At 63.1% G+C, this 22,768-nt stretch carries 26 protein-coding genes and 1 tRNA gene; 10 read left to right on the top strand and 17 right to left on the bottom strand.

The genetic code is table 11. The features are described 5' to 3' along the window. Positions 1-52: 52 nt before the first annotated feature. The 6 genes from mobB to moaA form a co-directional block, all read right to left on the bottom strand. On the bottom strand, positions 53-562 hold the full coding sequence (mobB, locus tag LB519_RS20010) for a molybdopterin-guanine dinucleotide biosynthesis protein B (RefSeq protein WP_024503305.1): 510 nt from the start codon (positions 560-562) through the stop codon (positions 53-55). Next, positions 559-1,185, bottom strand: coding sequence for a molybdenum cofactor guanylyltransferase MobA (mobA, locus tag LB519_RS20005; RefSeq protein ID WP_224620940.1), 627 nt, complete (start codon positions 1,183-1,185; stop codon positions 559-561). Before mobA ends, mobB begins: the two co-directional genes overlap by 4 nt. A gap of 55 nt (positions 1,186-1,240) precedes the next feature. Continuing rightward, a complete protein-coding gene (locus tag LB519_RS20000) occupies positions 1,241-2,161 on the bottom strand; it encodes a DMT family transporter (RefSeq protein ID WP_013531702.1) in 921 nt (306 codons plus the stop codon). 221 nt (positions 2,162-2,382) lie between these two features. Then, positions 2,383-2,742: a hypothetical protein gene (locus LB519_RS19995; protein ID WP_013531701.1), complete on the bottom strand. Its 360-nt coding sequence runs from the start codon at positions 2,740-2,742 to the stop codon at positions 2,383-2,385. A gap of 119 nt (positions 2,743-2,861) precedes the next feature. Next, positions 2,862-3,296: a hypothetical protein gene (locus LB519_RS19990; protein WP_224620939.1), complete on the bottom strand. Its 435-nt coding sequence runs from the start codon at positions 3,294-3,296 to the stop codon at positions 2,862-2,864. Positions 3,297-3,386: 90 nt separating this feature from the next. Further along, the gene (gene moaA, locus LB519_RS19985) at positions 3,387-4,382 is read right to left on the bottom strand and encodes a GTP 3',8-cyclase MoaA (protein ID WP_013531699.1); all 996 of its coding nucleotides are present in this window, start codon (positions 4,380-4,382) and stop codon (positions 3,387-3,389) included. Positions 4,383-4,581: 199 nt separating this feature from the next. On the opposite strand from moaA, the gene LB519_RS19980 reads away from it, so the two are divergent. Together LB519_RS19980 and LB519_RS19975 are read left to right on the top strand one after the other, a co-directional pair. Continuing rightward, on the top strand, positions 4,582-4,935 hold the full coding sequence (locus tag LB519_RS19980) for a gamma-butyrobetaine hydroxylase-like domain-containing protein (RefSeq protein WP_224620937.1): 354 nt from the start codon (positions 4,582-4,584) through the stop codon (positions 4,933-4,935). 65 nt (positions 4,936-5,000) lie between these two features. Continuing rightward, the gene (locus LB519_RS19975; RefSeq protein ID WP_224620936.1) at positions 5,001-5,612 is read left to right on the top strand and encodes a pyridoxamine 5'-phosphate oxidase family protein; all 612 of its coding nucleotides are present in this window, start codon (positions 5,001-5,003) and stop codon (positions 5,610-5,612) included. An 18-nt stretch (positions 5,613-5,630) separates the two neighbouring features. Here the strand turns inward: LB519_RS19975 and LB519_RS19970 are convergent, their stop codons facing one another. Further along, positions 5,631-6,083 carry a MarR family winged helix-turn-helix transcriptional regulator gene (locus LB519_RS19970; RefSeq protein ID WP_013531696.1) on the bottom strand — a complete coding sequence of 151 codons (453 nt, stop codon included), beginning with the start codon at positions 6,081-6,083 and terminating at the stop codon, positions 5,631-5,633. 47 nt (positions 6,084-6,130) lie between these two features. Between LB519_RS19970 and LB519_RS19965 the strand changes: the two genes are divergently transcribed. Further along, a complete protein-coding gene (locus LB519_RS19965) occupies positions 6,131-7,039 on the top strand; it encodes an alpha/beta hydrolase (protein WP_027161593.1) in 909 nt (302 codons plus the stop codon). A gap of 13 nt (positions 7,040-7,052) precedes the next feature. Here LB519_RS19965 and LB519_RS19960 read toward each other — a convergent pair whose 3' ends face one another. Together LB519_RS19960 and LB519_RS19955 are read right to left on the bottom strand one after the other, a co-directional pair. After that, positions 7,053-7,448: a rhodanese-like domain-containing protein gene (locus tag LB519_RS19960; protein WP_224620935.1), complete on the bottom strand. Its 396-nt coding sequence runs from the start codon at positions 7,446-7,448 to the stop codon at positions 7,053-7,055. Between the two features lie 55 nt (positions 7,449-7,503). Further along, positions 7,504-8,118, bottom strand: a complete 615-nt coding sequence (locus LB519_RS19955; protein WP_224620933.1) for a TetR/AcrR family transcriptional regulator — start codon at positions 8,116-8,118, stop codon at positions 7,504-7,506. Between the two features lie 99 nt (positions 8,119-8,217). Between LB519_RS19955 and LB519_RS19950 the strand changes: the two genes are divergently transcribed. Together LB519_RS19950 and LB519_RS19945 are read left to right on the top strand one after the other, a co-directional pair. Beyond that, complete coding sequence (locus tag LB519_RS19950) at positions 8,218-8,964, top strand: 3-oxoacyl-ACP reductase family protein (RefSeq protein WP_013531692.1); 747 nt, start codon at positions 8,218-8,220, stop codon at positions 8,962-8,964. 210 nt (positions 8,965-9,174) lie between these two features. Further along, the gene (locus LB519_RS19945) at positions 9,175-11,064 is read left to right on the top strand and encodes a murein L,D-transpeptidase (protein ID WP_224620932.1); all 1,890 of its coding nucleotides are present in this window, start codon (positions 9,175-9,177) and stop codon (positions 11,062-11,064) included. 3 nt (positions 11,065-11,067) lie between these two features. Here the strand turns inward: LB519_RS19945 and LB519_RS19940 are convergent, their stop codons facing one another. From LB519_RS19940 to LB519_RS31435, 3 genes are all read right to left on the bottom strand, one after another. Further along, on the bottom strand, positions 11,068-11,550 hold the full coding sequence (locus LB519_RS19940; protein ID WP_164755311.1) for a hypothetical protein: 483 nt from the start codon (positions 11,548-11,550) through the stop codon (positions 11,068-11,070). Positions 11,551-11,703: 153 nt separating this feature from the next. After that, entirely contained in the window at positions 11,704-11,961 is a 258-nt protein-coding gene (locus tag LB519_RS19935) for a PepSY domain-containing protein (RefSeq protein WP_063172137.1), read from the bottom strand. A 126-nt stretch (positions 11,962-12,087) separates the two neighbouring features. Further along, entirely contained in the window at positions 12,088-12,321 is a 234-nt protein-coding gene (locus LB519_RS31435) for a GcrA family cell cycle regulator (protein ID WP_127224137.1), read from the bottom strand. 311 nt (positions 12,322-12,632) lie between these two features. Between LB519_RS31435 and LB519_RS19925 the strand changes: the two genes are divergently transcribed. Then, positions 12,633-12,986 carry a hypothetical protein gene (locus LB519_RS19925; protein ID WP_013531688.1) on the top strand — a complete coding sequence of 118 codons (354 nt, stop codon included), beginning with the start codon at positions 12,633-12,635 and terminating at the stop codon, positions 12,984-12,986. Between the two features lie 403 nt (positions 12,987-13,389). Here the strand turns inward: LB519_RS19925 and LB519_RS19920 are convergent. Beyond that, a tRNA-Val gene (locus LB519_RS19920) sits at positions 13,390-13,464 on the bottom strand. A 139-nt stretch (positions 13,465-13,603) separates the two neighbouring features. Further along, a complete protein-coding gene (locus LB519_RS19915; protein ID WP_063167998.1) occupies positions 13,604-14,287 on the bottom strand; it encodes a phosphoglycolate phosphatase in 684 nt (227 codons plus the stop codon). 319 nt (positions 14,288-14,606) lie between these two features. On the opposite strand from LB519_RS19915, the gene rpiA reads away from it, so the two are divergent. The 3 genes from rpiA to gor all read left to right on the top strand — a co-directional run bounded on the left by rpiA (position 14,607) and on the right by gor (position 17,435). Beyond that, on the top strand, positions 14,607-15,338 hold the full coding sequence (gene rpiA, locus LB519_RS19910; protein WP_063172140.1) for a ribose-5-phosphate isomerase RpiA: 732 nt from the start codon (positions 14,607-14,609) through the stop codon (positions 15,336-15,338). Beyond that, positions 15,325-15,927 carry a DUF2059 domain-containing protein gene (locus tag LB519_RS19905; protein WP_013531665.1) on the top strand — a complete coding sequence of 201 codons (603 nt, stop codon included), beginning with the start codon at positions 15,325-15,327 and terminating at the stop codon, positions 15,925-15,927. The genes rpiA and LB519_RS19905 overlap by 14 nt, the downstream gene beginning before the upstream one ends. A gap of 116 nt (positions 15,928-16,043) precedes the next feature. Beyond that, a complete protein-coding gene (gor, locus tag LB519_RS19900; protein ID WP_063167999.1) occupies positions 16,044-17,435 on the top strand; it encodes a glutathione-disulfide reductase in 1,392 nt (463 codons plus the stop codon). A 60-nt stretch (positions 17,436-17,495) separates the two neighbouring features. On the opposite strand, the gene mgtE is transcribed toward gor, so the two are convergent. Further along, complete coding sequence (gene mgtE / locus LB519_RS19895) at positions 17,496-18,860, bottom strand: magnesium transporter (RefSeq protein ID WP_064993196.1); 1,365 nt, start codon at positions 18,858-18,860, stop codon at positions 17,496-17,498. A gap of 273 nt (positions 18,861-19,133) precedes the next feature. After that, entirely contained in the window at positions 19,134-21,026 is a 1,893-nt protein-coding gene (locus LB519_RS19890; RefSeq protein ID WP_224620930.1) for an ABC transporter ATP-binding protein/permease, read from the bottom strand. A gap of 590 nt (positions 21,027-21,616) precedes the next feature. Here LB519_RS19890 and LB519_RS19885 point away from each other — a divergent pair. Beyond that, a complete protein-coding gene (locus LB519_RS19885; protein ID WP_224620929.1) occupies positions 21,617-22,045 on the top strand; it encodes a hypothetical protein in 429 nt (142 codons plus the stop codon). A gap of 38 nt (positions 22,046-22,083) precedes the next feature. On the opposite strand, the gene LB519_RS19880 is transcribed toward LB519_RS19885, so the two are convergent. Next, on the bottom strand, positions 22,084-22,764 hold the full coding sequence (locus LB519_RS19880) for a DsbA family oxidoreductase (protein WP_224620928.1): 681 nt from the start codon (positions 22,762-22,764) through the stop codon (positions 22,084-22,086). Positions 22,765-22,768 lie beyond the last annotated feature (4 nt).

The raw sequence follows: 22,768 nt of genomic DNA, 5'->3' as shown, positions 1-22,768 counted from the left end.
CAACTGCAAAACCATAAAAATGGGCAAGGCTATTCTGCCGTTGCGTCAGCGCTCAAGCAACGAGCCCGGTGGTGCGCTCGATGAAGTCGGCTATCGATTTTGCATCGTCGAGATCGAATACCGGCAGCAGCTCGCCTTCAATGGCAAAATCGGCGGCGACAGCGACGATGTTGGGGTCCTCCGCTGAAAGCGGCGTGCGGTCCTTCGCATCCAGCCGGCGGGTTTCGATCTTGCTGTGGGCTTCACGCTTGTAGCCTTCGACCAGCACGAGGTCGCAAGGGGCAAGCCGCGACAGGACAGTCTCCAATGTCGGCTCATCCTCGCCGCGCAGCTCGTGCATCAGTGCCCAGCGAACGCCGGAGACGATCGCGACTTCGGTGGCGCCGGCCTGCCGGTGGCGAAAGCTGTCCGCGCCAGGTTTGTCGATGTCGAAGTCATGGTGGGCATGTTTCACCGTCGACACCTTCCAGCCGCGCCGGACCAATTCGCTGACCAACCTCTCGGTCAAAGTCGTCTTGCCGGAATTCTTCCAGCCGGTGATGCCGAAGACACGTCTGTTCATGGCTTGATGCTCTGCAACAGACGCTCGGCAGACACAAGATCGTCCGGCTCGTTGATGTTGAAGAAAGGGTCGATCCCCGCCGATGGCGGAACCGGGAACTCCACCTCGACAAAACCCTGCCGGTCGATGAAAGCCGAAACCCGCCTGATATCTTCATCGACCAGAAAGTGCCGCAAGGCATCGCGGCAGCCGATCGGCCAAAGCGCGAAGGTCGGATGCCGCTTGCCGGCCGAGCGGGCAACGGCAATAGAACCGGGGCTTTGATCGGCGGCCCCTGCCAGACGCTCGACAAGGTCCAACGGCAGGAAAGGCGTGTCACCGGCAGCGCTGACGATCGCCTTGCAAGACCTGTTGGCCGCGGCCCATTCGAGGCCGGTCAGGATTCCGGCGAGCGGACCGGCAAAGCCGGGCACGCTGTCGGCAAGCACCGGCAGTCCAAAGCGCAGGAATCGTGCAGGGTCGCCATTGGCGCTGAGCGCCATCGATTCTATTTGCGGGGCGAAGCGCGACACGACCTGGTCAAGCAGGCAGCCATCGCCAAGCGGCAACAGGCTCTTGTCGCCGCCGCCCATCCGCCTCGACTGGCCACCGGCCAGAATAATCCCCGCAATGTCTCGCTTCATGCCACGAAGTCTGTACGCCAGCCGTCGGAAATCACAAGAACCTTCAATGATCTGGCTAGATTCCGTCCGGAACCATGCTTGGCCCCGTGCTTTCGGCGACGATCTTGCGCCGGCCGACGACCCGCTCGCGGTAGAGCGCATAGAGGCCGGAGCCGATGATGATGGTGGCGCCGACGATCATCGGCAGATCGGGAATGTCCGCGAAGATGAACAGGCCAAGCAGGATCGACCAGATCAGGGCCGTGTAGCGGAACGGCGCGATGAAGGAGATGTCGCCCGCCCGCATCGCCATGATGATGAACTGGTAGCCGATAATCACCAGCACAGCAGCCAGGGCCAGCAGGGCCGTGCTGTTGCCCGTCATCGGCGTCCAGCCGCCCATTGCCGGCAACAGCGCCGCGCCGACGATTGTCATGGCAAGCGCGGTCGCGGTCGACACCAGCAATGTCGGAATGGCCTTGGGGATCCGCTTGGTGGCGAGATCGCGCACCGCGCAGCAGGCGACGCTGGCCAGCGCCGACAGCGAGTAGACGCTGAACCCTTCGAAGCCCGGCCGCACGATGATCAGCACGCCGGCAAATCCGATGGCGATGGCCAGCCAACGCCGCCAGCCGACAGTCTCGCCAAAGACAAGTGCCGCTCCCATCGTCACCGCCAGCGGCAGCGCCTGCAGCACCGCCGAAACATTGGCGATCGGCAGATGGGCGAGGGCGACGAGGAAACTCACCGTTGCGCCGGCCTCGCTGATCACGCGCAAGGCGACCAGAGGCTGCAGCATCGAGCCCGGGCGGGCGAGAGCGCCGCGCTGCCAGGCCAGCAGGCCGACGAAAAGCGAAGCGAAAGCCCCACGGATCAACATGACCTGCGCCATGTTCATCGATTGCGACGAGTATTTGGTGATGGCGTCGTTGAGGGTGAAGCCGGCCATCGCCACCATCATGAACAACGCGCCGCGAAGATTTGGAGACAGGGGCAAGACGGCTACCGGTTCTGCTAATACATATCGCCCAAAAGTGACCTCGGTTTTGGGGAAACGACATGCATAAGAAACAAAGACCTGAAGCGCGTGGCCTGAATCCGTTCAAACGCGACGCGCTTTAGGCAGCAAGCCTGTAACAGTCGGGCATGAAACAGCAACAGCAAAGGACTGGGCCACAGCCTTGTTTGTGGCCCGGAATATCGCCTGCGATGGCGAACTTACTTCTTCGGCGTAAGCACCTCAGTGCCATTGCCTTCCTTGCCGGCGATCGTCCAAAGACCGTGCAGCGAACCGTCCGCCGCCACCTTGTAGACGACGAGGCCAATGTCCTTGTCCATGACATAGCCGGCGGAGAAGGCATCATCGTTGCGCATGCAGATGCCGTCGGAAGATGAGCCACCAGTTTCCCAATGGATCGCGCAGGTCGTCCCGCTGGTCAGCGTGATGGTGGCTTCGCCGCCATAGGCCGAGCCGTCGAAGTTGGTGCCGGCGACCGTATAGGTGCCGCCGATCGACTGCGCCGCCGCGGGCACGGCCGCGAGGCCAAGCAGTGCCAGAGAAAGAACGAGTTTGCGCATGGTGTATCCCCCTGTGAGCGAAGAGCAGCTTCCAGGGGAAGGCTAGGCTGGAACAGACTGGCCGTAAATCCGGCTGCGGTTCGCGAACAAGACTTTTTCTGGGGTGTGGTTCGAAACCGTCATGGCCCCTTGAGACTGCCGGCGATGGCGCCGACCAGCGGATCGTATTTCGACTTCAGCGCCGGCGGGTAGTCGACCCAGACCGTACGGATGATACCGTCTTTCCCAAACAGACGTCGCTCGTAGAATATCTTTCCATCCCTCAGGCCCGACAGCACGGCCCAGTCCTTTCCGGCCTTGCTGTAGGTGATCTTGTAGCCCGGCTCCTTGCTCGCCTTCTCCGCCGCGACAAAGCCTTTCGGCGTGTCGTCGTCGACGTTGAGGATGCCCGAGCAGATCAGGCTGGCGCCATCGGCGCTCAGCCATTGCTGTCCGTCGCCATTGTCGGGCTCCGGCTGGCGATCGGTGAAGACGTCGTCGGGAAAGGTGCAGACAGTGCCGAAGCGATCGTTCACATAGGTGAATGGCGCGGCGACCGCACTGGTTGCTGCCATTGTCGCAATGACCAGGAATGAAGAGTGCAGCCGCATGCTCGCCTCGAAGTCATGATCCCGAAGCGATATTGCATGAATTTCACGGAAAGATCAGCCGCCAGTGACGCTCATGTGGCGTGACACCGATGGGCGGCTGGTGCGGCGGTCGATGATGAAGTCATGGCCCTTGGGCTTGCGGCCGATGGCTTCGTCTATAGCTTCGGCGACCAGCTCGTTGCCTTCCGAGGCGCGCAAGGGCGCGCGCAGATCGGCGGCATCTTCCTGGCCGAGACACATATAGAGGGTGCCGGTGCAGGTCAGCCGGACGCGGTTGCAGCTCTCACAGAAATTATGCGTCATCGGCGTGATGAAGCCGAGCCGTCCGCCGGTCTCGGCGACCTGGACGTAGCGCGCCGGGCCGCCGGTCTTGAAGGGAATGTCGGTCAGCGTGAACTGGCGTTCGAGCGACGCGCGCAGCAGCGACAGCGGCAAATACTGGTCGGTGCGGTCGGCATCGATCTCGCCCATTGGCATGGTTTCGATGACCGTCAGGTCCATGCCGCGGCCATGCGCCCAGCGCATCATCTCGGGCAGCTCGGCGTCGTTGAAATCCTTCAACGCCACTGCGTTGAGCTTGACCTTGAGCCCGGCCGCCTGCGCGGCATCGATGCCTTGCATGACCTTGTCGAGATGGCCCCAGCGGGTGATCTTGTGGAATTTGTCGGCATCGAGCGTATCGAGCGAGACGTTGATGCGCCTGACGCCGCAATCGGCGAGTTCGGCGGCAAAGCGCGACAGCTGCGAGCCGTTGGTGGTCAGCGTCAGTTCTTCCAGCGCGCCGCTTTCGAGATGCCGCGACAGCTGGCGCACCAGATGCATGATGTTCTTGCGCACCAGCGGCTCACCGCCGGTCAGCCGCAATCGCCTGACGCCCTTTTCGATGAAAACCGTGCACAGCCGGTCGAGCTCTTCCAGCGACAGCAGGTCCTTCTTAGGCAGGAAGGCCATGTCCTCGGCCATGCAATAGGTGCAGCGGAAATCGCAGCGGTCGGTAACCGACACGCGGAGATAGCTGATCGTGCGGCCGAAAGGATCAATCATGTCCATGCTTCAAGCGCTTCCCGTGGCCGTGAACGGCTTCGTTATATACCGCTATGTGATACGATCCGGCCTGCTGTTCAAGATAGCGCCTCTCGATCTTTGGTAACATCTCTCAGCCGACATCGCATGTCGGTCGGTCTCATCAGACCTTTTCCCGTTTGGCGAAGCGGCGTAGGGAAGGGCGGATGACACGGGATCGAACAGCATGACCGCACCGAAAGAACTCAGGGTTTCCAAGGACCGCAAACTTCTGTCCGTCACCTTTCCCGACCACCATCCGTTCGAACTGCCGGCGGAACTGCTGCGCGTCGCCTCGCCATCGGCCGAAGTGCAGGGCCATTCGCCGGATCAGCGGGTGACGGTCCCCGGCAAGCGCAATGTGGCGATCCTGAAGATCGAGCCGGTCGGCAACTACGCCGTGCGCATCACCTTCGACGATTTCCACGACACCGGCATCTTCACCTGGGACTACCTGCATACCCTCGGCCACGAGAAGGATGCGCGCTGGGAAGCCTATCTCGCGGAGCTTGCGGAAAAGGGATTGAGCCGGGACCGCTAGGGCATCGCTGTCGTGAAGATGTCATCGATCTGGGGTAGCGCCGGCAAAGGTTTGGAGGCGAAAACATGTCCGTCATCACCACGGTCGAGCAGCTCGAGGCACTCTATGGCGTTCCAGGCGAGGCCTCGCTGGTCAAGGAACTCGACCACATCATTCCCGAATATGCTGCCTTCATCGAAGCCTCGCCCTTTGTCGCGCTGGCGACCAGCGGGCCGGAGGGGCTGGACTGTTCGCCGCGCGGCGATCTCGCCGGCTTCGTGCGCATCCATGATCCGAAAACGCTGATGATGCCGGACCGTCGCGGCAACAACCGCTCCGATTCGCTGAAAAACATCATCCGCGACCCACGCGTCGGCCTGCTGTTCCTGGTGCCGGGCTCCGGTACGACGCTGCGCGTCAACGGTCGCGCCCACATCACAACGGATACAGCGCTGTGCGCGTCATTTGCGGTGGACGGCAAGGCGGCGCGATCGGTAACCGTCGTCGACATCGATGCGGTCTATTTCCAATGCGCCCGGGCCATCGTCCGCTCCGAGCTCTGGAACCCGGCAAGGCATGTCGAGCCGAAGTCGCTGCCGACGCCCGGACAGATCCTGGAAATCACCAGCCGCAAGAACATCGACGGCGAAACCTACGACAAGGAATGGCCGGAACGGGCGAAGAAGACGATGTGGTAGGGTTGGGCTGAAGGGCGCTCAAGCCTCATTCAGCACATCATAGATCTTGCGCATCTGCTCGCCGATCATGTCGCATTGCTCCGGCGTCGACTGGCTCATCGCCTTCTCGATCAGCGCCATATGCACTTTCAGCGCCTGCATCAGCAGCGCCTCGCCGGCTTCCGTCAGGGCGAGACGCAAGATGCGCTTGTCCTTCTCATCACCCTCGCGGCGCAGCAGGCCACGCGCTTCCAGCTGCGGCAACAGCATGGTGATGTTGGAGCGGCCGACGAGCAACTTGCGGGCAAGATCGTGCTGCGACATTCCGGGGTGGCGATAGAGGTTCATCAGCACGTCGAGCTGCGCCGGTTTCAAATCGAGCGGCGCAAGTTTCACCGCCAGCGTGCGCTCAAGCACATGGCAGGCGCGCGCCACCGCGACCCAGTTGCGGAAACGCGGGTTGTCCCAAGGCAGCTCTTGTTTATTGTTCATCTTTGAACTATTATGTTCATGCTTGAACGTATGGATGGATTCTCACTATGGCATCATTCGGGCTGAAGGTCATCCGGGGCGTGTTCGGTGCGGCAGAGCGTGTCGCGCCACGGCTCAGCGGACGCGCGGCGTTCGAATTGTTCTGCCGCACCCCGAATGTCAAGGCGCTCAGCGATGGCGAGCGCCGCGCTGTCGAGCGTGCGACGGGGTTCATGACCGAGGCGCGTCATCACCGGCTGAAGACCGCGACCGGCTGCGTCATGGTGCACGAGTTCCGGCCCGAGCCGGGCAGGGCGGCCGTCGGCACGGTGCTCGTCGTCCATGGCTGGCGCTCGCGCACCGAATATATGCGCGCCTTGATCGAAGGCTATCGCGCCGCCGGCTACAGGGTCGTTTCGCTCGACCTGCCTGGCCACGGCCAGTCGCAGGGCCGGCGCCTGAACATGGTCAATGCGGTGGATGCGGTGCGGGTTGCCGGCGAATGGTTCGGCCCGTTCGCGGCGGCGGTTGGCCATTCCTTCGGCGGCGCCGTCGCCGCCAATGCCATCGCCGGCTCGGTCAAGAACATCCCGCCGCTGGCGGCGGGACGCCTTGTGCTGATCGCGGCGCCAAGTTCCCTGCCGGCGATCTTTGCCGACTTCAGTCATATGTTGAATGTCGGCCCGCGCTCGCAAGCCGCCATGGCGGACCGGGTCGAGCATCTTTCCGGCCGGCCGCTGCACGAATTCACCGGCGACCGCCAGCTCGCCCAGGCACCGGTGCCGACCCTGGTCATCCACGCGCCGGACGACCGCGAAGTCTCGGCCGATCACGCAAGGCGCTATGCCGGCGCCGGCGGCCATGTGCGGCTCTACTGGGCCGACGGGCTTGGCCATCGCCGCATTCTTGCCGACAAGGGCGTGGTCGAACGCGCGGTCGGCTTCGTGACGCATCGCGAGCCATTGCTGCTGCATTGAGCGGCGGTCGAGATTATTTCTTCTTCTCGCCGGGTTCGACCGGCAGTCCGGCGGCCTTCCAGGCGGTGTAGCCGCCAAGGATGTGCTTGACCGGCGAAAGCCCCATATCCTGCGCCGTCTTTGTGGCCAGGGCAGAGCGCCAACCGCCGGCGCAGAAGAACACGAAGCTCTTTCCCGAGGCAAAGAACGGCTTGTGGTAAGGGCTTTCGGGGTCGATCCAGAATTCCAGCATGCCGCGCGTGACATGCTTGGCGCCCGGAATCCGGCCGTCGCGTTCCACTTCGCGTGGATCGCGCAGATCGACGAAGATGGTGCCTTCATCGTCGAGCAGCCCGGCCGCTTCCTCCGGCGAAACCACCTCGATCACGGCGTTCGCCTCGTCCAGCAGCTCGCGATAACCCTTTTTCACGCTCTCGTCCCTCCCGGCCTTGCTGGCGGATTTCGAGCACACCAGCCGGCGTTTGTCACGCCGCGTTGCCGCCGGCCAACGTCTGCCAGGCAGCCATGGCCCCGGCAACCGTCGCCAGCAGGGCAGCGTGCGACGCGCCGTCTCGCGCCTGGATCGACATGCCGTGCTGGACCGTGGCGAAGAAGGTCGCGGCGGCGCTAGCGTCGAAATCCGCCGGCAATTCGCCTTCGGCAATACCGCGCTCCAGACGTTTTTGCAGGGCGGTGTGGTTTTCGGCACGACGGCGGCGCAGATCGTCGCAGATGGCGCCGCGGCTCGAATCCTGATGCAGTGCGCCCAGCGTGATCAGGCAGCCCTGCGGGCGATCGCTCTGCGCATAGGCTTTCGCCGTCAGGCACAGGAATTGTTCGATCGCCTGCCGCGCGGTCGGAGCCTCGTCCAGTGCCAGCCAGATGTCGGCACCCTCGGTGTGCGAGTAAAGATCCGTCGCCTCCAGGAACAGCGCCTCCTTGCTGCCGAAGGCGGCGTAGAGGCTGGGCGAGTTGATGCCCATGGCGGCGGTCAGCTCGCTCATCGATGCGCCTTCGTAACCACGCGCCCAAAACACCTGCATCGCGCGGCGCAGGGCTGCGGTTCGATCGAAGGTGCGGGGACGGCCTCGTTCCGACATGACGCTCTTTCTGTGTTGATCGATACATAATTTAGTTGACGCCAGCGGGCAAGGCTGACAGATATTTATGTATCGATCATTACATAAAAGGAGAATTCGATGTCTTCCAGCAGATTGAACGGCAAGGCCGCGCTCGTCACCGGCGGCAGTCGCGGCATCGGCGCAGCGATTGCGCGGAGGCTGGCGGCCGATGGCGCCAGCGTCGCGCTGACTTATGTGCATGGCGAGGAACAGGCCCGCGCTGTCGTCGCCGAGATCGAGGCCAAGGGCGGCCGCGCCATCGCGATTAAAGCCGACAACCGCGATGCGGTCGCCCTAGACAAGGCGGTCGATGACGCCGTAACCGCCTTTGGCCGGCTCGACATCCTGGTCAACAGCGCAGGCATCTGGCGCGCCGCCCCAATCGACACGCTGTCGCTCGCCGATTTCGACGAGACCATGGAGGTCAATCTCCGGGCCCCGTTCATCGCTTCCAAGGCCGCGGCCGCCCATATGGGTGAGGGCGGCAGCATCATCTCGATCGGCAGCAACCTTGCCGAGCGGGCGACCGACGGCAGCCTCACGGCCTATTCAGCCAGCAAGGCGGCGCTGGTCGGCCTGACCAAGGCGCTGGCGCGTGACCTCGGCCCGCGCGGCATCACCGCCAATGTCGTCCACCCCGGTTCGACCGACACCGACATGAACCCGGCCGACGGCCCGCATGCCGAGCATCAGCGCCGGAAGATGGCAACGCCGCGCTTCGGCAAGGCCGACGACATTGCCGGCATGGTCGCCTGGCTCGCAGGCCCGGAAGGCCGCTTCGTCACCGGCGCTGCCCTGACCATCGATGGCGGCGCCAACGCCTGATCCCGCGGGGATTTCCGGCTGGGGCGGAACCACCCTCCGCTCCAGCCGTCACGATCTTGTGAAACCGTTCTGCAACAGGCTTTCCAAAATTTATGAAAGCTTAACGAAATCGGTATGAATCAGTATAGTCGCGCCTTACATCCGCCATGCGGTGAGCGGGACGATCGAGCGTGCGGAACGGGAACCGGTTGCGGCCGGAGCGGGTGATTCATGAAATTCCTCGGAAACAAAGCAACCGTGATGCCGCTGATGGCAATCACGGCGACGCTGGCTTTCGGTGTACCCCAGGCAGGCGCGCAGGGGCTCTTCGACATGCTTTTCGGCGGCGGCGTCAGGCATGCGCCGAAAGGCGAGTTTCCGCCCCCGCCACCGAAGAACAAGCCAAAGCCGAAAGTGTCCGGTGGCGGCGGCGGCAATGTGAAGATCAGCAGCCCGTCCTACTACACCTACAAGGCCGACCGGCTGGTTCGCGTCGACTTCTCGGCATTGGCCGCGACGCCGGCGCCGGCGACACCGCAGGACGCCGCCTTCGTCCCGTCGGCTACGGGTGCCGCCTTTCGTGATGCGGTTGCCAGCTTGGGCGACTACGAACTCTTAGCCGAGCCCGACATCGCCAAGGCGCTGATCGCGTACTACTCGGCCAATCCGGATTTCATCTGGATAAGCGGAACCAGCCTCAACAGCCGTGCGCAGGATGCGGTGCGGGTGCTTGGCGAGGCTTCAAGCTATGGCCTCACGCCCGCCGACTATACGGTCGAAGTGCCCGCTGCCGGCGCATCGACGACCGACGCCAATGCGCAACTGAAAGAGCTCGTCCGTTTCGAGATGTCGCTTTCGGCGCGTGTGCTGCGCTATGCCCACGACGCCCAGAACGGCCGCGTCGATCCCAACCGCATGACCGGCTATTATGATTTCCCGGCCAAGCCGCTCGATCTGCAAGGCGTGCTGAAAACGCTGGCTCATACCCAGCAGGTGCGCACCTATCTCGAATCGCGGCACCCGCAGAATGCGGAATACCAGGCGCTGCGCGTCGAACTGGAAGCGCTGCAGGCCAGTGCGGAAAACGAAATCGTCGTCGACCCCAAACTGTTGCTGAAGCCGGGCGAAACCAGCCCCGAACTGCCGAAGCTGCTGACCCTGATCGCGCGCAATCTCGACGACGAGATGGGCGGCGCCTATGGCGAGATCCTGTCCAGGCTGGCCACCAGCGAGGTCTATGACCCGGAACTGGTCCCGGTCATCAAGGCCGTGCAGCAGAAGGCAGGCATGAAGGGCGACGGCGTCATCGGGCCGCGCACCGTCGCGACGCTGGCCGGAACATCCAAGGCCGACAAGCTGCTGAAGGTGGAAGTGGCGCTGGAGGAACTGCGCTGGCTGCCCTCCGATCTCGGCAGCCCGCGCGTCTTCATCAACCAGCCGGCCTTCACCGCGAGCTACATCGACAATGGCGAGGAAAAGCTCAAGACGCGTGTCGTCGTTGGCCGGACCACCAACCAGACCTCCTTCTTCTACGACCAGATCAAGCAGGTCGATTTCCATCCCTATTGGGGCGTGCCCCAGTCGATCATCGTCAACGAGATGCTGCCGAGATTGCGCAACGATCCGGGCTATCTCGACCGGGCCGGCTATGAGGTGACGGATTCGCGCGGCAAGCGCATTCCTTCGTCGGCGGTCAACTGGGGCGCCTATGGCTCGAACATCCCCTACAGCGTGCGCCAGCAGCCGAGCGAGGCCAACGCGCTGGGCGAATTGAAGATCCTGTTCCCCAACAAGCATGCGATCTACATGCACGACACGCCGCAGAAATCGTTCTTCCAGCGCGATATGCGCGCGCTCAGCCATGGCTGCGTGCGGCTGCAGGATCCGCGCGGCATGGCGGCGGCGGTGCTTGGCACCTCCGTGGACTATATCGCCGAGAAGCTGAAGCACGGCCACGCGACCGAGAACGTGACACGCACGATCCCGGTCTATGTCGCCTATTTCACCGCCTGGCCCGATCTGTCGGGCAAGGTCGAATATTTCGGCGACGTCTACGACCGCGACTCGCGGCTGAAGCAGGCCCTGGATGCCACGGAGGCGGTGCGTTCGCCTTCGAGTTGATTTTTAGCGCTCGAACAGCGGCCGTCGGAAGCCGGCGTCGCGCCCGGCGATCAGCCAATAGAGCAACCCGGCGACAAGGCCGGCAGCGGCAATGATGCCGATGTCGACCCAACGCGCCGGGTCCATGTCCTCCGGTGCGCTCGGCCAGATCAAGGCGAAGCCGCCGACTGCGGCGCCGGCGCCGAAAACCATGTGCAGCAGGACATTGCGCAACGAGAAGAACTCGGCAATCAGCGCGAAGATCAACGTCTGCAGCGCGGTCACCACGATCGTCAGGAAATAGACGAACATGCCGAGCGGCGGCACCAGCAGCACCGCGATCGGCGAAACGCCCATGACGTCGAAATAGTTGGGCGCATTGGGCAAGGAACTGAGCACGCCATAGATCACCGCCACGGCGATCAGGCCGACCAGCACCGATACGAAGTAGCCGGCCAACATCATCAATATGCGCTTCATCACGTGCTTTGCCGTCGCCATCCCCATCCCCCAATGCGGCGCCCGGAGCTATTCCAGGGAACGACAGTCAGCCATCAAAGCACGACTGACGCAAGGGGAGGCGCCCGCGCCAGGGCGATCGCCGAAGTTGGCGCCGGGAGCCTGTGACGCAGCCGAGAACGAATTCGCGTCGGAGCGTCCCTATTTCGGCTCCGCCGTCACAGGATCATAGGTGATTTCGACCTTCGCCTTGTCCGCCGTGTAATAGGTGACGGTGTAGGCGCCGCTGTCCCAGTCGACCTCGTCCACATAGCGAAAGCCGTCGCGCTGCTCGACCTTGGCGATGATCTCCGACAGCTTCTTGGCATTGGGCGGCGGCAGCGGCTTGTCGTCCGCGGCCAAGGCCGGCCCGCCGGCGAGAAGAACGGCGACGCTGGTCGCCAGCAGAAATCTGGACATGGCTTTCCCTCAAGTTTCGTCGGGGAGAAACTCGCTGGCGCGCCGGTTTGTTCCGCAACTGGAACAGATGACGATTTGGTCCGCCGATTTGCAGCTGCCCGAACGAGGGGCCGCCGCCCGCTTGACTTAAGCGGCGCGTCGTTGAGCGGGGTGGAGACCTGAACGGGTTCGGCGAGGGTCGACGGCGGTCACGATGCTGTGGTGGTGATCGCAATAGACGCGATCCGCCGAAGTTGGCCCGGCACAAAAACGATAACCGCCGGGTACCGACCGGTCTTCGCTTACCGGGAAGCGGCACTGATAGACGCCTAGCTGAATGAGGGGGACGTCTTTCGAAATTGGTCTGACATTTTCAGGCATGGTTTTTCAGGTTCCTGGTTCATAGCCATTGCCGGCTGACGGCCGCTATGCGACCGCGCCAAGCGAGCTTCTCTCGTTTGGAGGGCTGTGGATCACCATATGGTGTCGATCGCAGCGTCAATGAAGGCCGAAACCCCGCTTTCGCAAGCCAATCCTTGCGACTTAAGGCCACACTGGCTGCTGGGCGGGCGAGCTACGGGAGCGAGTACATTTTGTCAGCAGACAGTGCGGTCGCGTCCAGGAGCATCTCTTCGAACCGTTGCGCCGGTGCTATGGTGTGCCTGCATGATCAGACAGCAGGGATATGAGGCATGCCCGAAATCACACGCCGTACACTTCTTGCGTTCACCGCCGTGGCCTCGGTTGTTGAACCGACATTTGCCGAAGCGGAAGGGGCCTCACCCGAATTGCGGGCGCTGATCGGAGCCCATGAAGCCAGCTATGTCGGGCTTCACAGGGTTGTTCATCAAGCGGGCAGCAGCAGCCACGATCGCAAGAGGGCAGACCGGATTGAACAGGAAGCATTGCTTGCCATCTGCTCCTATCCTGCGATCAGCCGAGGCGACCGCCGGGCCAAGGCCGATTACCTGTTGACCGCCGAGGCTCGGGGCGAACTCGACCTGGAAGAGCACATGCAGGCCATCCTGCACGCGATGAAGCGCTGATCGCGGCTCGACCGGCGTAGGGCAGAGTTTGGCCCCATCGACAGGAGTTCATGCGCGGCGACTATCTCGCCGCCTTCCATTGCTGCGACTACGCATCTTTGGCTAACGGACGAAGCGGTCAGCGACCTGTCGGGCAAGTGGCGCTCGATGAAGCCCGGCCCATGGAGCAAGCCCGAGCGCTGAGCCGGAACAACGCTATACGGTCTTTTGCGCCGACGACCGCATCGAGGGTGTCGTTTTGGGATCGCGAACAGATGAAGGTCCGAAACGGCTCCGACGTCTGCCCGTTCCAGAGATATGCGAGCTACAGCAGCGCGTGGAATTCGCCCAGAAGAATTTTTGGCGGGCAAGGGGCGGGGTGTAGTTGCTAGGCATTTTGGGGTGCGGCGTTCAGGAAGGCCGATGGTGGGCGATGCAGGGATTGAACCTGCGACCCCACCCGTGTGAAGGGTGTGCTCTCCCGCTGAGCTAATCGCCCGCTCGTTGCCCGAAGGCCAAGCGAGCCGCGATATAAGGGAGGCGGGTGCGGGAAGTCAAGGCGCTGTCCGGCGTTCTGACACGGATCGGATTTGCGGCCGTTTCCGCCTGCCTCCGACGCGATGCCGGCCGCTTCCCGGTCAGTTTCCGGCAGCGGCAATCAGCCTTTGCGCCAGATCGAGCGTCAGGGCGTCGAAATGCGAGATCACCGCCGAAGGTTCGAACTCGCGCACATGGCGGTCGGTGTAGCCGAAATCGACCGCCACCACCGGAATGCCGGCGGCTTTCGCCGTGTCGATGTCGGTTTGCGAATCGCCGACCATCAGCGCGCGGTGAGGGTCGCCGCCGGCCAGCTTTATGGTCTCGATCAAATGGCGCGGGTCGGGTTTGCGGAAGGCGAACGTGTCCTGGCCGGCGATCGCCGCGAAATGTTTGGTCAGGCCGAGCGCCTCGATCAGCGCCAGCGAGTTGGCTTCGTATTTGTTGGTGCAGATGGCGAGGGTATAGCCGGCCTCCTCGAAGCGCGCGATCGCCTCGACGACACCGGGGTAGGGGCGTGACTTGCCGGGGATGTTGAGCGTGTAGTGGTCGAGGAAAAGTTTCAGCAGCCGGTCGTGCTCCTCGACGGCAAGCGATCGCTGATGGGCGGCGTGCGCCCGCTCGATCATCACCCGGCCGCCGTGACCGACAAAACGCCTGAAGCCGGCTTCGTCGACCGCCGCGATCTCGCTGGCGGCCAGGCTGTGGTTCAGGCTGTCGAGCAGGTCCGGTGCTGTGTCGATCAGCGTACCGTCGAGGTCGAACACGATGATCGGTCGGGTCATGGTCTGTCCTGGGCAGGTGTGCAATGGGCAGGCGATAGCGGCTGCGGCGCGTCGAGGCAAGCGCTGGGCCGGCTCGTTCAGGCGGGGCCTGCTTATCAGGCCGGGCATTCGCGGCTGGACGCCGCTATTAAAAAACCCGCCTCGACGGCGGGCTGTTGGCGCAAATCAGCACCATGGGCAAAAATGTAGCATAGCTGCACTCACCGGTCAAGGAAATAATTCCTACGCCGGATCACCTGGGGACCCGCCGCCTGGGGCTTTGACCGGACCGGCAAAAATGCTACGAGCCCGACAGCGAATTTCCGGGGCAATAACCGACATGGATGCAAGGCAGTTGAAGGTCGAAGCCGCGCGGGCAGCACTCGCCCATGTAAGCGACGGCATGCGACTTGGCATCGGCACCGGCACCACGGCCGAGGAGTTCGTGCGGCTGCTTGCCGAAAAGGTTGCAACCGGCATGGCGATCATCGGCGTGCCGACTTCGGAGCGCACCGCGTTGCTGTGCCGCGAGCTTGGCGTGCCGCTGTCGACGCTGGAGGAAACGCCAGAGCTGGATCTCACCGTCGACGGTGCCGACGAAGTCGACCCGGAACTGACCCTGGTCAAGGGCGGCGGCGGCGCGCTGCTGCGCGAGAAGATCGTCGCCGCGGCGTCCCAGCGCATGATCGTCATCGCCGACCGCTCCAAGATGGTCGAGACGCTCGGCCGTTTTCCCCTACCGATCGAAGTCAATCCGTTCGGCCTGCGCGCCACTGAAATCGCGGTTGCCGCGGCGGCTGAAAAGCTCGGTCTTTCCGGACCGGTCACATTGAGGATGACGGGCGGGCAGGCTTTTGTTACAGACGGCGGCCATTTTATCCTCGATGCATCTTTTGGCCGCATTCCGGATACAAGAGCGCTTTCGAATGCTCTCCACGCCATTCCGGGCGTGGTCGAGCATGGTCTTTTCATCGGGCTGGCTTCAGCGGCCATCATCGCCGGCGGCGACGGTATCCAAACCGTCCATGCCGCCCGAAAACCAGGGAGTTCTACCGATCATGACGTTGCATAACCGGGTTCGCAGCCTTTCCGTCCTTCTGGCGGCCTCGGCCGTTTTCGCCTTCTCGTCGCCGGCGTTTTCGCAGGATGTCACGGAAGCGCACCTGAAGGCCGCCCGCGCGGCGGTCGCTGCGATCCACGCGACCGACCCGTTCGACAACATCCTGCCGCAGGCAGCCGCGGCGCTCGAATCGCAGCTGATCCAGAAGAACCCGGACATGCAGGAACTGATCGGCAAGACCATCAACGAGAAGGCTCTGGCGCTGGCCTCGCGCCGCGCCGACCTCGAGAAGGAAGCAGCACTCGCCTACGCGAAAGTGTTCTCCGAAAAGGAACTGACCGACATCGCCGCCTTCTACAATTCCGATTCGGGCAAGAAGCTGCTCGATAGCGGCCCGACGGTAACCCGCGAATTGGTCAAGGCAGCCGACATCTGGCAGAACGGCCTCGGCCGCGATCTCGCCCAGCAGGTCGGCGAAACGCTGGCCGCAGCCGCCAAGGCAAAGGCGCAGGCAGCACCTGCCGCGCCCGCCGACGGAGCCGCCGCTCCGGCCGATGGCGCAGCGCCCGCCGACGGTGCGGCCCCCGCGGACAACAACTGACCCGCATTTTCAAATGGCCTTGCGGCCTACTGCGAAAGCCCGGCCTGTCCGGGCTTTTCTTTTGCCGTTTTGCGGCCTACCTGTCTGACACATTTCTGAAGCCTGGGAGCCGCGTCATGGCTGGTTACGACTACGATCTTTTCGTCATCGGCGGCGGTTCGGGCGGGGTGAGGGCGGCCCGCGTCGCCGCGGCTCTCGGCAAGCGTGTCGGCATCGCCGAGGAATACCGCTATGGCGGCACCTGCGTCATCCGCGGCTGCGTACCGAAAAAGCTCTACGTCTATGCCTCGCAATTTCCCGAGCACTTCGCCGACGCCGCCGGCTATGGCTGGACGGTGCCGGAAGCCAGTTTCGACTGGCAGACGCTGGTCGCCAACAAGGATCGCGAGATCAGCCGGCTGGAGGCGATCTACGTCAGGAACGTCGAGGGCGCCGGCGGCGAGACCTTCCACTCGCGCGCCATGATCGTCGATCCGCATGTCGTGCATCTCCTGGGTGAGGATCGCACCGTCACAGCAGACCAGATCCTGATTGCCACCGGCGGCCGCCCGGCGGCGCATCCGGCGCTGCCCGGCCACGAACATTGCATCTTTTCCAACGAGGCTTTCGACCTCAAGGAATTGCCCAGGGCGATCATGATCGAGGGCGGCGGTTACATCGCCGTCGAGTTCGCCAACATTTTTCATGGTCTCGGCGTCGACACGACGCTGGTCTATCGCGGCAAGGAGATCCTCAGCCGGTTCGACATGGACCTGCGGCGCATGCTGCACGAAACCATGGAAAAGAAGGGGATAAGGATCCTTTGCCATTCCGTGTCCGAATGGATCCGCAAGCGGCCGGACGGCCGGCTCGACGCGCTGGTCAGCGGTGGCGAGGTGCTGACCGTCGACCAGGTGATGCTGGCCATCGGCCGCATTCCCAACACCGAGAATATGGGCCTGGAAGGCATCGGACTGGAGATGACCAAGACCGGCGCCATCGCCGTCGACCAATATTCCCGCACCAATGTCGACAACATCTGGGCAATCGGCGACGTCACCAACCGCGTGCAGCTGACGCCGGTGGCGATCCATGAGGCGATGTGCTTCATCGAAACCGCCTTCAAGGGAAATCCGACCGCTCCCGATCACGAGACGATCGCGACCGCCGTCTTTTCACAGCCCGAGATCGGCACTGTCGGCCTGTCGGAGGACGACGCCGTCAAACGCTTTTCCGACATCGAGATCTACCGCGCCACATTCCGGCCGATGCGGCACACCCTGTCCGGGCGCGACGAGAAGATGCTGATAAAGCTGGTGGTCGATGGCGCGTCGAAGAAAGTGCTTGGCGCCCACATATTGGGGCCGGACGCCGGCGAGATGGCGCAGCTTCTCGGCATCCCGCTGAAGGCCGGCCTGACCAAGGACGATTTCGACCGTACGATGGCCGTGCATCCGACAGCGGCGGAAGAACTGGTCACCATGTACAAGCCGACCTATCGCGTGAAGGACGGCGAGCGGGTCGATTGACGGCAAATCCTGGTTGAGGAACTCCGCCGCGGCAAGGTCATGCCACGGCGGAGATGGTTGCTACAGAAGCGTGCCGCGCAGGATCACCAGCGCCACCGAGAAATAGATCACCAGCCCGGTGACATCGACCAGCGTGGCAACGAACGGCGCCGATGCGCTGGCCGGGTCGAAGCCGATGCGCTTCAAGGCGAACGGCAGCATCGACCCCGACAGCGAACCGAAGGTGACGATGCCGACCAGTGCAGCACCCACCGTGGTGGCGATCAGCGGCCAGTGCGGGCCATAGTCGTAGAAGCCCATATACTGCCAGAGCGCGATGCGGCAGACGCCGACCACACCGAGCATGGCGCCCAGCACCAGGCCGGTGGGTAGCTCGCGCAGCGCCACCCGCCACCAGTCGCCAAGGCCGATCTCGCGCAAGGCCAGCGCGCGGATGACCAGCGAGGTCGCCTGCGAGCCGGAATTGCCGCCGGAGCTCATGATCAGCGGGATGAACAGCGTCAGCACGATCGCCTTCTCCAGCTCGCCCTCATAGCTCTGCATGGCGTTGGCCGTCAGCATCTCCGAGATGAACAGCGCGCACAGCCAGCCGCCGCGTTTCCTGATCATGGCGAGGAAGCTCATCTTCATGTACGGCTCGTCCAGCGCCTCCATGCCGCCGAAACGGTGCACGTCCTCGGTCGTCTCCGCGATCATCGTGTCGATGATGTCGTCGATGGTGACGATGCCGAGGATCTTGCCATGGTCGACGACCGGAACGGCGAGCAGATCGTATTTGGAGATCGTCTGCGCCAGCGTTTCGCGATCGGTCAGCGGGCCGACCGTCACCGGAAGATGATCCGGCGCCACCGTCATGATCGAATCGTCCGGCTCACCGGTGATCAGCCGGCGCAGGCCCGTCGAGCGCACAAGCAGGTGCGTTTGCGGATCGACGATATAGATCGCATAGACGGTCTCGCGCGTCCGCTCCACCTTGCGGATGTAGTCGAGCGTTTGCCCGACGCTCCAGTCCGAGGGCACGCTGACGAACTCCGTCGTCATGATCGATGCGGCACTGCCTTCGGGATAGCCGAGGATGGAGAGCAGCGTTGCGCGCAGCGGCGGCGCAAGTCCGCCGAGCAGCTCGGAACGCGCCGGCTCGTCGAGCTCGCGCAAAATGTCGGCGGCACGGTCGACCGACATGGCGGTGAGCAGCTTGCCCGCCTTGGCGCGCGGCAGCGCCTCCATGAGTTCCGACGCGCCGTCGAGTTCCGGCTGATCGAAGATCTCGACCAGACGTTCGAACGTCACTTCACAGAGCAGTTCCGTCGCGGTCTCTCGAGGCTCCCTGTTCAGGGCCTCGACAATGTCGGCGACGTGATCGTTGGCTAGGATACGGGCAATCGCGACGGCCTCGTCGCTTGCCACCGTGGTAAATTCGTTCATGGCTCACTCCTTGCCGTCCGGCAGGACATGAACCATGTGAGGTCACGTCAGGGCGGACGGCTGTTGCGTTCGACTGTGACTGTCGCCAGGCATGGCGCGGTGACCTTTCCGCTTGCGGGTTCGCATTTTTACTATCTGCAAGCGGGCGCAACATAGGAGCGCGCCTTGCCGTGTCAATCGCGGTGAGGAGGGAAAATGCCGACGAGCGGGCAAGATCGCGAGACTGTGATCACCGGCCGCCGTTCGACCAGGCAGACCAGGGCGGAATAACCGTTATTTCTGCTTCAGCCGGCGCGAGAAGCGCAGCCACTTGTCCTCGACCGGCCTTGGCTGCACCAGAATGGTGGTGAGTTCGGCGGGCAGGGTCGGAACCAGCGGCTTCTTGGTGGCGACGCCGTCGGCGATCGCGACGATGCTGTGATAGAACTCGCTGCCCGTCATCGACCTCGGCGCCACCGCCTCGTGCATGACGGAGATCACCGTGACATCGGGGCAGTTGTCCTTGATGGCCTGGTGGAAGGCGACCTTGCCATCGGGGTCGAGCGCGCCGGTCGCCTCGTCGAGGAACAGCAATCCCGGCTGCTGCAGCACGATGCGGGCCACCACCAGCTTCTGTTTCTGGCCGCCCGACAGAACCTGGTCCCAGCTTTTGCCTTCGCGGCTTTCGCCGGCCATGTGCTCGATAAAGTCGCCGAGCCCCGCCTTGTGCAGCGCCGACGCCACCTGCGCATCGCCATGGTCGTGCTCGGAGCCCGGCAGGCAGACCAACTGTTTCAGCGACACAGGCTGCAGCTTGACCTCCTGGGCGGCATAGAAACTCTTGACGCCCTCGGGGAAGACGATGGTGCCGCGGCCATAGGGCCACAGGCCGTTGATCGCCTTGATCAGCGAGGTCTTGCCGCAACCGGACTCGCCTTTCAGGAAAGTCCATTCGCCGCGCCGGAAGCGCAGATTGGCGGCGCTGAGAAAGGGCGTCGCGTCCTCGCCCTGATGCGCCAGTTCGAGCTTCTGGATGGTCAGGCCGAAAACCGGGTTCTGGCTGGCATAGTGGAAGTCGGAGCGGCCGGTCTGGCTGTAGAATTCCTGCGGATGCTGGACATTCTCGATCGCATTGGCCAGCTCGGTGACACGCTGGCTGTTGGCGCGCAACGTGGCGATGGCGGGCATGACGTGGATGAACCACGAACACTGGCCGATCAGCGAATTGACCAGTTCGGAGCCGGTTATGTAGCCCTTGAGGTCGAGACCGTTATGGATGAACGGCACCAGGCCCGGTCCGTAGGCGACAATGCGGGCACCGATGAAATTGTAGATCAGCTCGAACGACATGTAGACGGTGTTGACGATGTTCAGCCGCGTCCAGGTGCCGTCGATGTCGACATAAAGCCGGCCATGCATGGTCCTTTGCACGCCTTCGCCCTGAGACGCCGCGACGTGGAAGGACCGCCGCAGGAATGTCGTCAGCTCGCCGCGATAGCTGCCCTCGGCCTGCTGCATCCTGACGTTGAGGCGCTCGAGCAGGCCGCCGAGCTTGACCGCGATCCAAGTGTTCAGCGGCACGTAGGTGGCGACGGCCAGGAAGGCGAGGATGGCGCTGCCATAGCTGCCGAGGAATTCCAGCCCCTTCACCTCGACGGAGTTTTCGAGCAGCTTCTGGCCGACGAAATAGAGCGATGTGGCAACGCCAAGCACGCCCATGGCGAGCCCGATGGCGCCACCGGTCATGTCCTTGATGGATTCCTGGACGCGCTGGTCGATGTTGTCGGGGGCCGGTGCGCCGCTGCCGGTCGACGCGTGCTGGGCATGGAAATGCGTATGATTGCCGTCCAGCAGCGCTTCATTGAAGCGGCTGTCCAGCCAACCGCGCCATTTGCGGTGCAACGTCGCCGAGACAAGGTTGCGGATGCCGGTGAAGCCAGCGTCCTTGAGTACGACCAGCAGCACGAGGACGCCGGCATTGACCAAAAGCGAGCGAAGCGGCGTGGTGTTGGCGGCGTCATGGAAGAAGGCGATGGAATTGACCAGTTCGCCCGAGGCTTCGGCGAACCAGACACCGGCCTTGCTGGACAACGCCGTGAGCAGCGCGATCACCAGCGTCAGCGTCCAGGCTTCCTTCCAGCGGTCGGAAACCCAGTAGGCCCGCATCAGGCCCCAGAAGCTGCGCATCGACGACACCGGCGTCAGAAGCGATCGCCCTGCGGCATCGCGAGATGTTTTTTCCGGTACTGACTCTTGCGATGGTCTACCGACCCGAATCACTATCCCGCCCAAACCTTTTTTCTTTTGTTACGGATGGTAACACCAATTGATCATTTTCCATTAATTTAAAACCTGGCCGACCGGATTGCCCCGGCAGCCGTTGCCGTGAGGCAACAGATTACATGCTGAAATATAGCGACAACGGTTGGCAAAAAGCCAGATATTGCTTTTAATTTCAATCGCTTGATCTATCGAGTCGTGACGCTGATGCGGCTTCCCTTAGGGAAGGCTTTCACACGGTTTCGTGAACTCGAAATCGTGTCGAGCGATCGGTTTTCTCACTGCGGACGGCTCAGAGAGCTCGAAAATTTGCGGTTCATGACTCGCCAGGAATGCCGTGGTCGTCCTTGCCGGGGGCAGGAATCGACGGGAGAATCGATCGAGCGGCGCGTTCCGTCTTGTCGGATCGGCTGAGGGAATTCATCCGCCTGGGATTGAACCTTGCCCGGCATCGGCGACACTCATGCATGTCCGGTTCTTCAACAAGGAAGCTCCCAATGCTTGCACGCGCGGCCGCAATCCTGTCCCTCTTTGCCTTTGTACCTTTGGCGCATGCCGGCGAGCAAAGCATTCCGGCCAGCGCCGAGGGCCAGATCGAGTTCAACACGCCGTCCGGCAACATCGGCTGCATCTACACGCCCAAAGGCGGCACCGGCACCTATGAGCCGAGGGATGGCGGCCCGGAGCTGAGCTGCTCGCGCGTCGAGCCGAGCTACCTTACGATTATCCTGGGTCCAAAGGGGCCAGCAACGCTGATCAAGAACCCAGGCGAGCAGGGCTGCTGCAGCGATGTCGACAAGCTTGGCTACGGCAACAGCTGGAGCGCCGGGCCGTTCTCGTGCCAGTCGTCAACCAAGGGACTGACCTGCACGGCCACGAACGGCCATGGATTTTTCATCAGCAAGGCCAAAGCGACGGTGAAGTAACGTTTGCTGCCGTCGCGGTGAGGAGAGGGCGGCCGGCCTCAGCCGGCCTTGTCCAGTTCGCCGCGCGCCTTGGCGGTCGCAACCTGGCGAATGGCATCGGCCAGCGTATCGGCATCCTGCGCGCCCATGACGGCGTATTTGTCCTCGAGCAGGAAGCACGGCACACCAGAAATGCCCATGCGCGACGCGGTGGCGATCTCGGTGCGCACCGCCTCGACATCGGCCTCGGTCGGCAAAAGCGAGGCGACCACGGACGCATCCATGCCGGCCTCGCGCGCCGCCTCGACCAGCACGGCATGATCGCCAATGTTGGCGGCTTCCTCGAAATTCAGCTGGAACAGCCGCCGTACAAGCCTGTTCTGAATGGCTTCGCCGGCGGCCCCTGCCCAGCGGATCAGCCGGTGCGCATCCAGCGTGTTCGGCGCCACCTTGATGGCGTCGAAGGCAAAGGAAATGTCTTCCGCTTCGCCCAGCGGCTCGATGCGGGCGTGAATTTCGCGGATGCGCTCGTCGCTGCCGAATTTTGCCAGCATGTATTCGCGCCGGTCCTTGCCTTCGGGCGGAATGGTCGGATCGAGCTGGAACGGCCGCCAGCGGACATGCACGTCGACATCGCCGACGGCCGCGATTGCCCTGTCGAGCCGCTTCTGGCCGATGAAGCACCAGGGGCAGACGACATCGGACACCACATCGACGGTGATGGCGTTCAATTCGCTCATCTCG

The organism is Mesorhizobium sp. AD1-1 (assembly GCF_020164655.1).
GTDB classification, from domain to species: domain Bacteria; phylum Pseudomonadota; class Alphaproteobacteria; order Rhizobiales; family Rhizobiaceae; genus Mesorhizobium; species Mesorhizobium ciceri.
Note: the sequence above shows the minus strand (reverse complement) of the source record. Positions and strands in the feature narration are given on the sequence as shown.

Bases quoted from the DNA above. Each gene is read 5' to 3' on its own strand.
- LB519_RS19940 (WP_164755311.1), bottom strand. From the start codon at position 11,550: ATGGGGATGGCGACGGCAAAGCACGTGATGAAGCGCATATTGATGATG.
- mobA (WP_224620940.1), bottom strand. From the start codon at position 1,185: ATGAAGCGAGACATTGCGGGGATTATTCTGGCCGGTGGCCAGTCGAGG.
- LB519_RS19965 (WP_027161593.1), top strand. From the start codon at position 6,131: ATGGCATCATTCGGGCTGAAGGTCATCCGGGGCGTGTTCGGTGCGGCA.
- LB519_RS19980 (WP_224620937.1), top strand. From the start codon at position 4,582: ATGACCGCACCGAAAGAACTCAGGGTTTCCAAGGACCGCAAACTTCTG.
- LB519_RS19885 (WP_224620929.1), top strand. From the start codon at position 21,617: ATGCTTGCACGCGCGGCCGCAATCCTGTCCCTCTTTGCCTTTGTACCT.
- mobB (WP_024503305.1), bottom strand. From the start codon at position 562: ATGAACAGACGTGTCTTCGGCATCACCGGCTGGAAGAATTCCGGCAAG.
- LB519_RS19950 (WP_013531692.1), top strand. From the start codon at position 8,218: ATGTCTTCCAGCAGATTGAACGGCAAGGCCGCGCTCGTCACCGGCGGC.
- gor (WP_063167999.1), top strand. From the start codon at position 16,044: ATGGCTGGTTACGACTACGATCTTTTCGTCATCGGCGGCGGTTCGGGC.
- LB519_RS19975 (WP_224620936.1), top strand. From the start codon at position 5,001: ATGTCCGTCATCACCACGGTCGAGCAGCTCGAGGCACTCTATGGCGTT.
- LB519_RS19945 (WP_224620932.1), top strand. From the start codon at position 9,175: ATGAAATTCCTCGGAAACAAAGCAACCGTGATGCCGCTGATGGCAATC.
- rpiA (WP_063172140.1), top strand. From the start codon at position 14,607: ATGGATGCAAGGCAGTTGAAGGTCGAAGCCGCGCGGGCAGCACTCGCC.
- LB519_RS19915 (WP_063167998.1), bottom strand. From the start codon at position 14,287: ATGACCCGACCGATCATCGTGTTCGACCTCGACGGTACGCTGATCGAC.
- LB519_RS19925 (WP_013531688.1), top strand. From the start codon at position 12,633: ATGCCCGAAATCACACGCCGTACACTTCTTGCGTTCACCGCCGTGGCC.
- LB519_RS19970 (WP_013531696.1), bottom strand. From the start codon at position 6,083: ATGAACAATAAACAAGAGCTGCCTTGGGACAACCCGCGTTTCCGCAAC.
- moaA (WP_013531699.1), bottom strand. From the start codon at position 4,382: ATGGACATGATTGATCCTTTCGGCCGCACGATCAGCTATCTCCGCGTG.
- LB519_RS19905 (WP_013531665.1), top strand. From the start codon at position 15,325: ATGACGTTGCATAACCGGGTTCGCAGCCTTTCCGTCCTTCTGGCGGCC.
- LB519_RS19890 (WP_224620930.1), bottom strand. From the start codon at position 21,026: ATGCGCAGCTTCTGGGGCCTGATGCGGGCCTACTGGGTTTCCGACCGC.
- LB519_RS19995 (WP_013531701.1), bottom strand. From the start codon at position 2,742: ATGCGCAAACTCGTTCTTTCTCTGGCACTGCTTGGCCTCGCGGCCGTG.
- LB519_RS19935 (WP_063172137.1), bottom strand. From the start codon at position 11,961: ATGTCCAGATTTCTGCTGGCGACCAGCGTCGCCGTTCTTCTCGCCGGC.
- mgtE (WP_064993196.1), bottom strand. From the start codon at position 18,860: ATGAACGAATTTACCACGGTGGCAAGCGACGAGGCCGTCGCGATTGCC.
- LB519_RS19990 (WP_224620939.1), bottom strand. From the start codon at position 3,296: ATGGCAGCAACCAGTGCGGTCGCCGCGCCATTCACCTATGTGAACGAT.
- LB519_RS19955 (WP_224620933.1), bottom strand. From the start codon at position 8,118: ATGTCGGAACGAGGCCGTCCCCGCACCTTCGATCGAACCGCAGCCCTG.
- LB519_RS31435 (WP_127224137.1), bottom strand. From the start codon at position 12,321: ATGCCTGAAAATGTCAGACCAATTTCGAAAGACGTCCCCCTCATTCAG.
- LB519_RS19880 (WP_224620928.1), bottom strand. From the start codon at position 22,764: ATGAGCGAATTGAACGCCATCACCGTCGATGTGGTGTCCGATGTCGTC.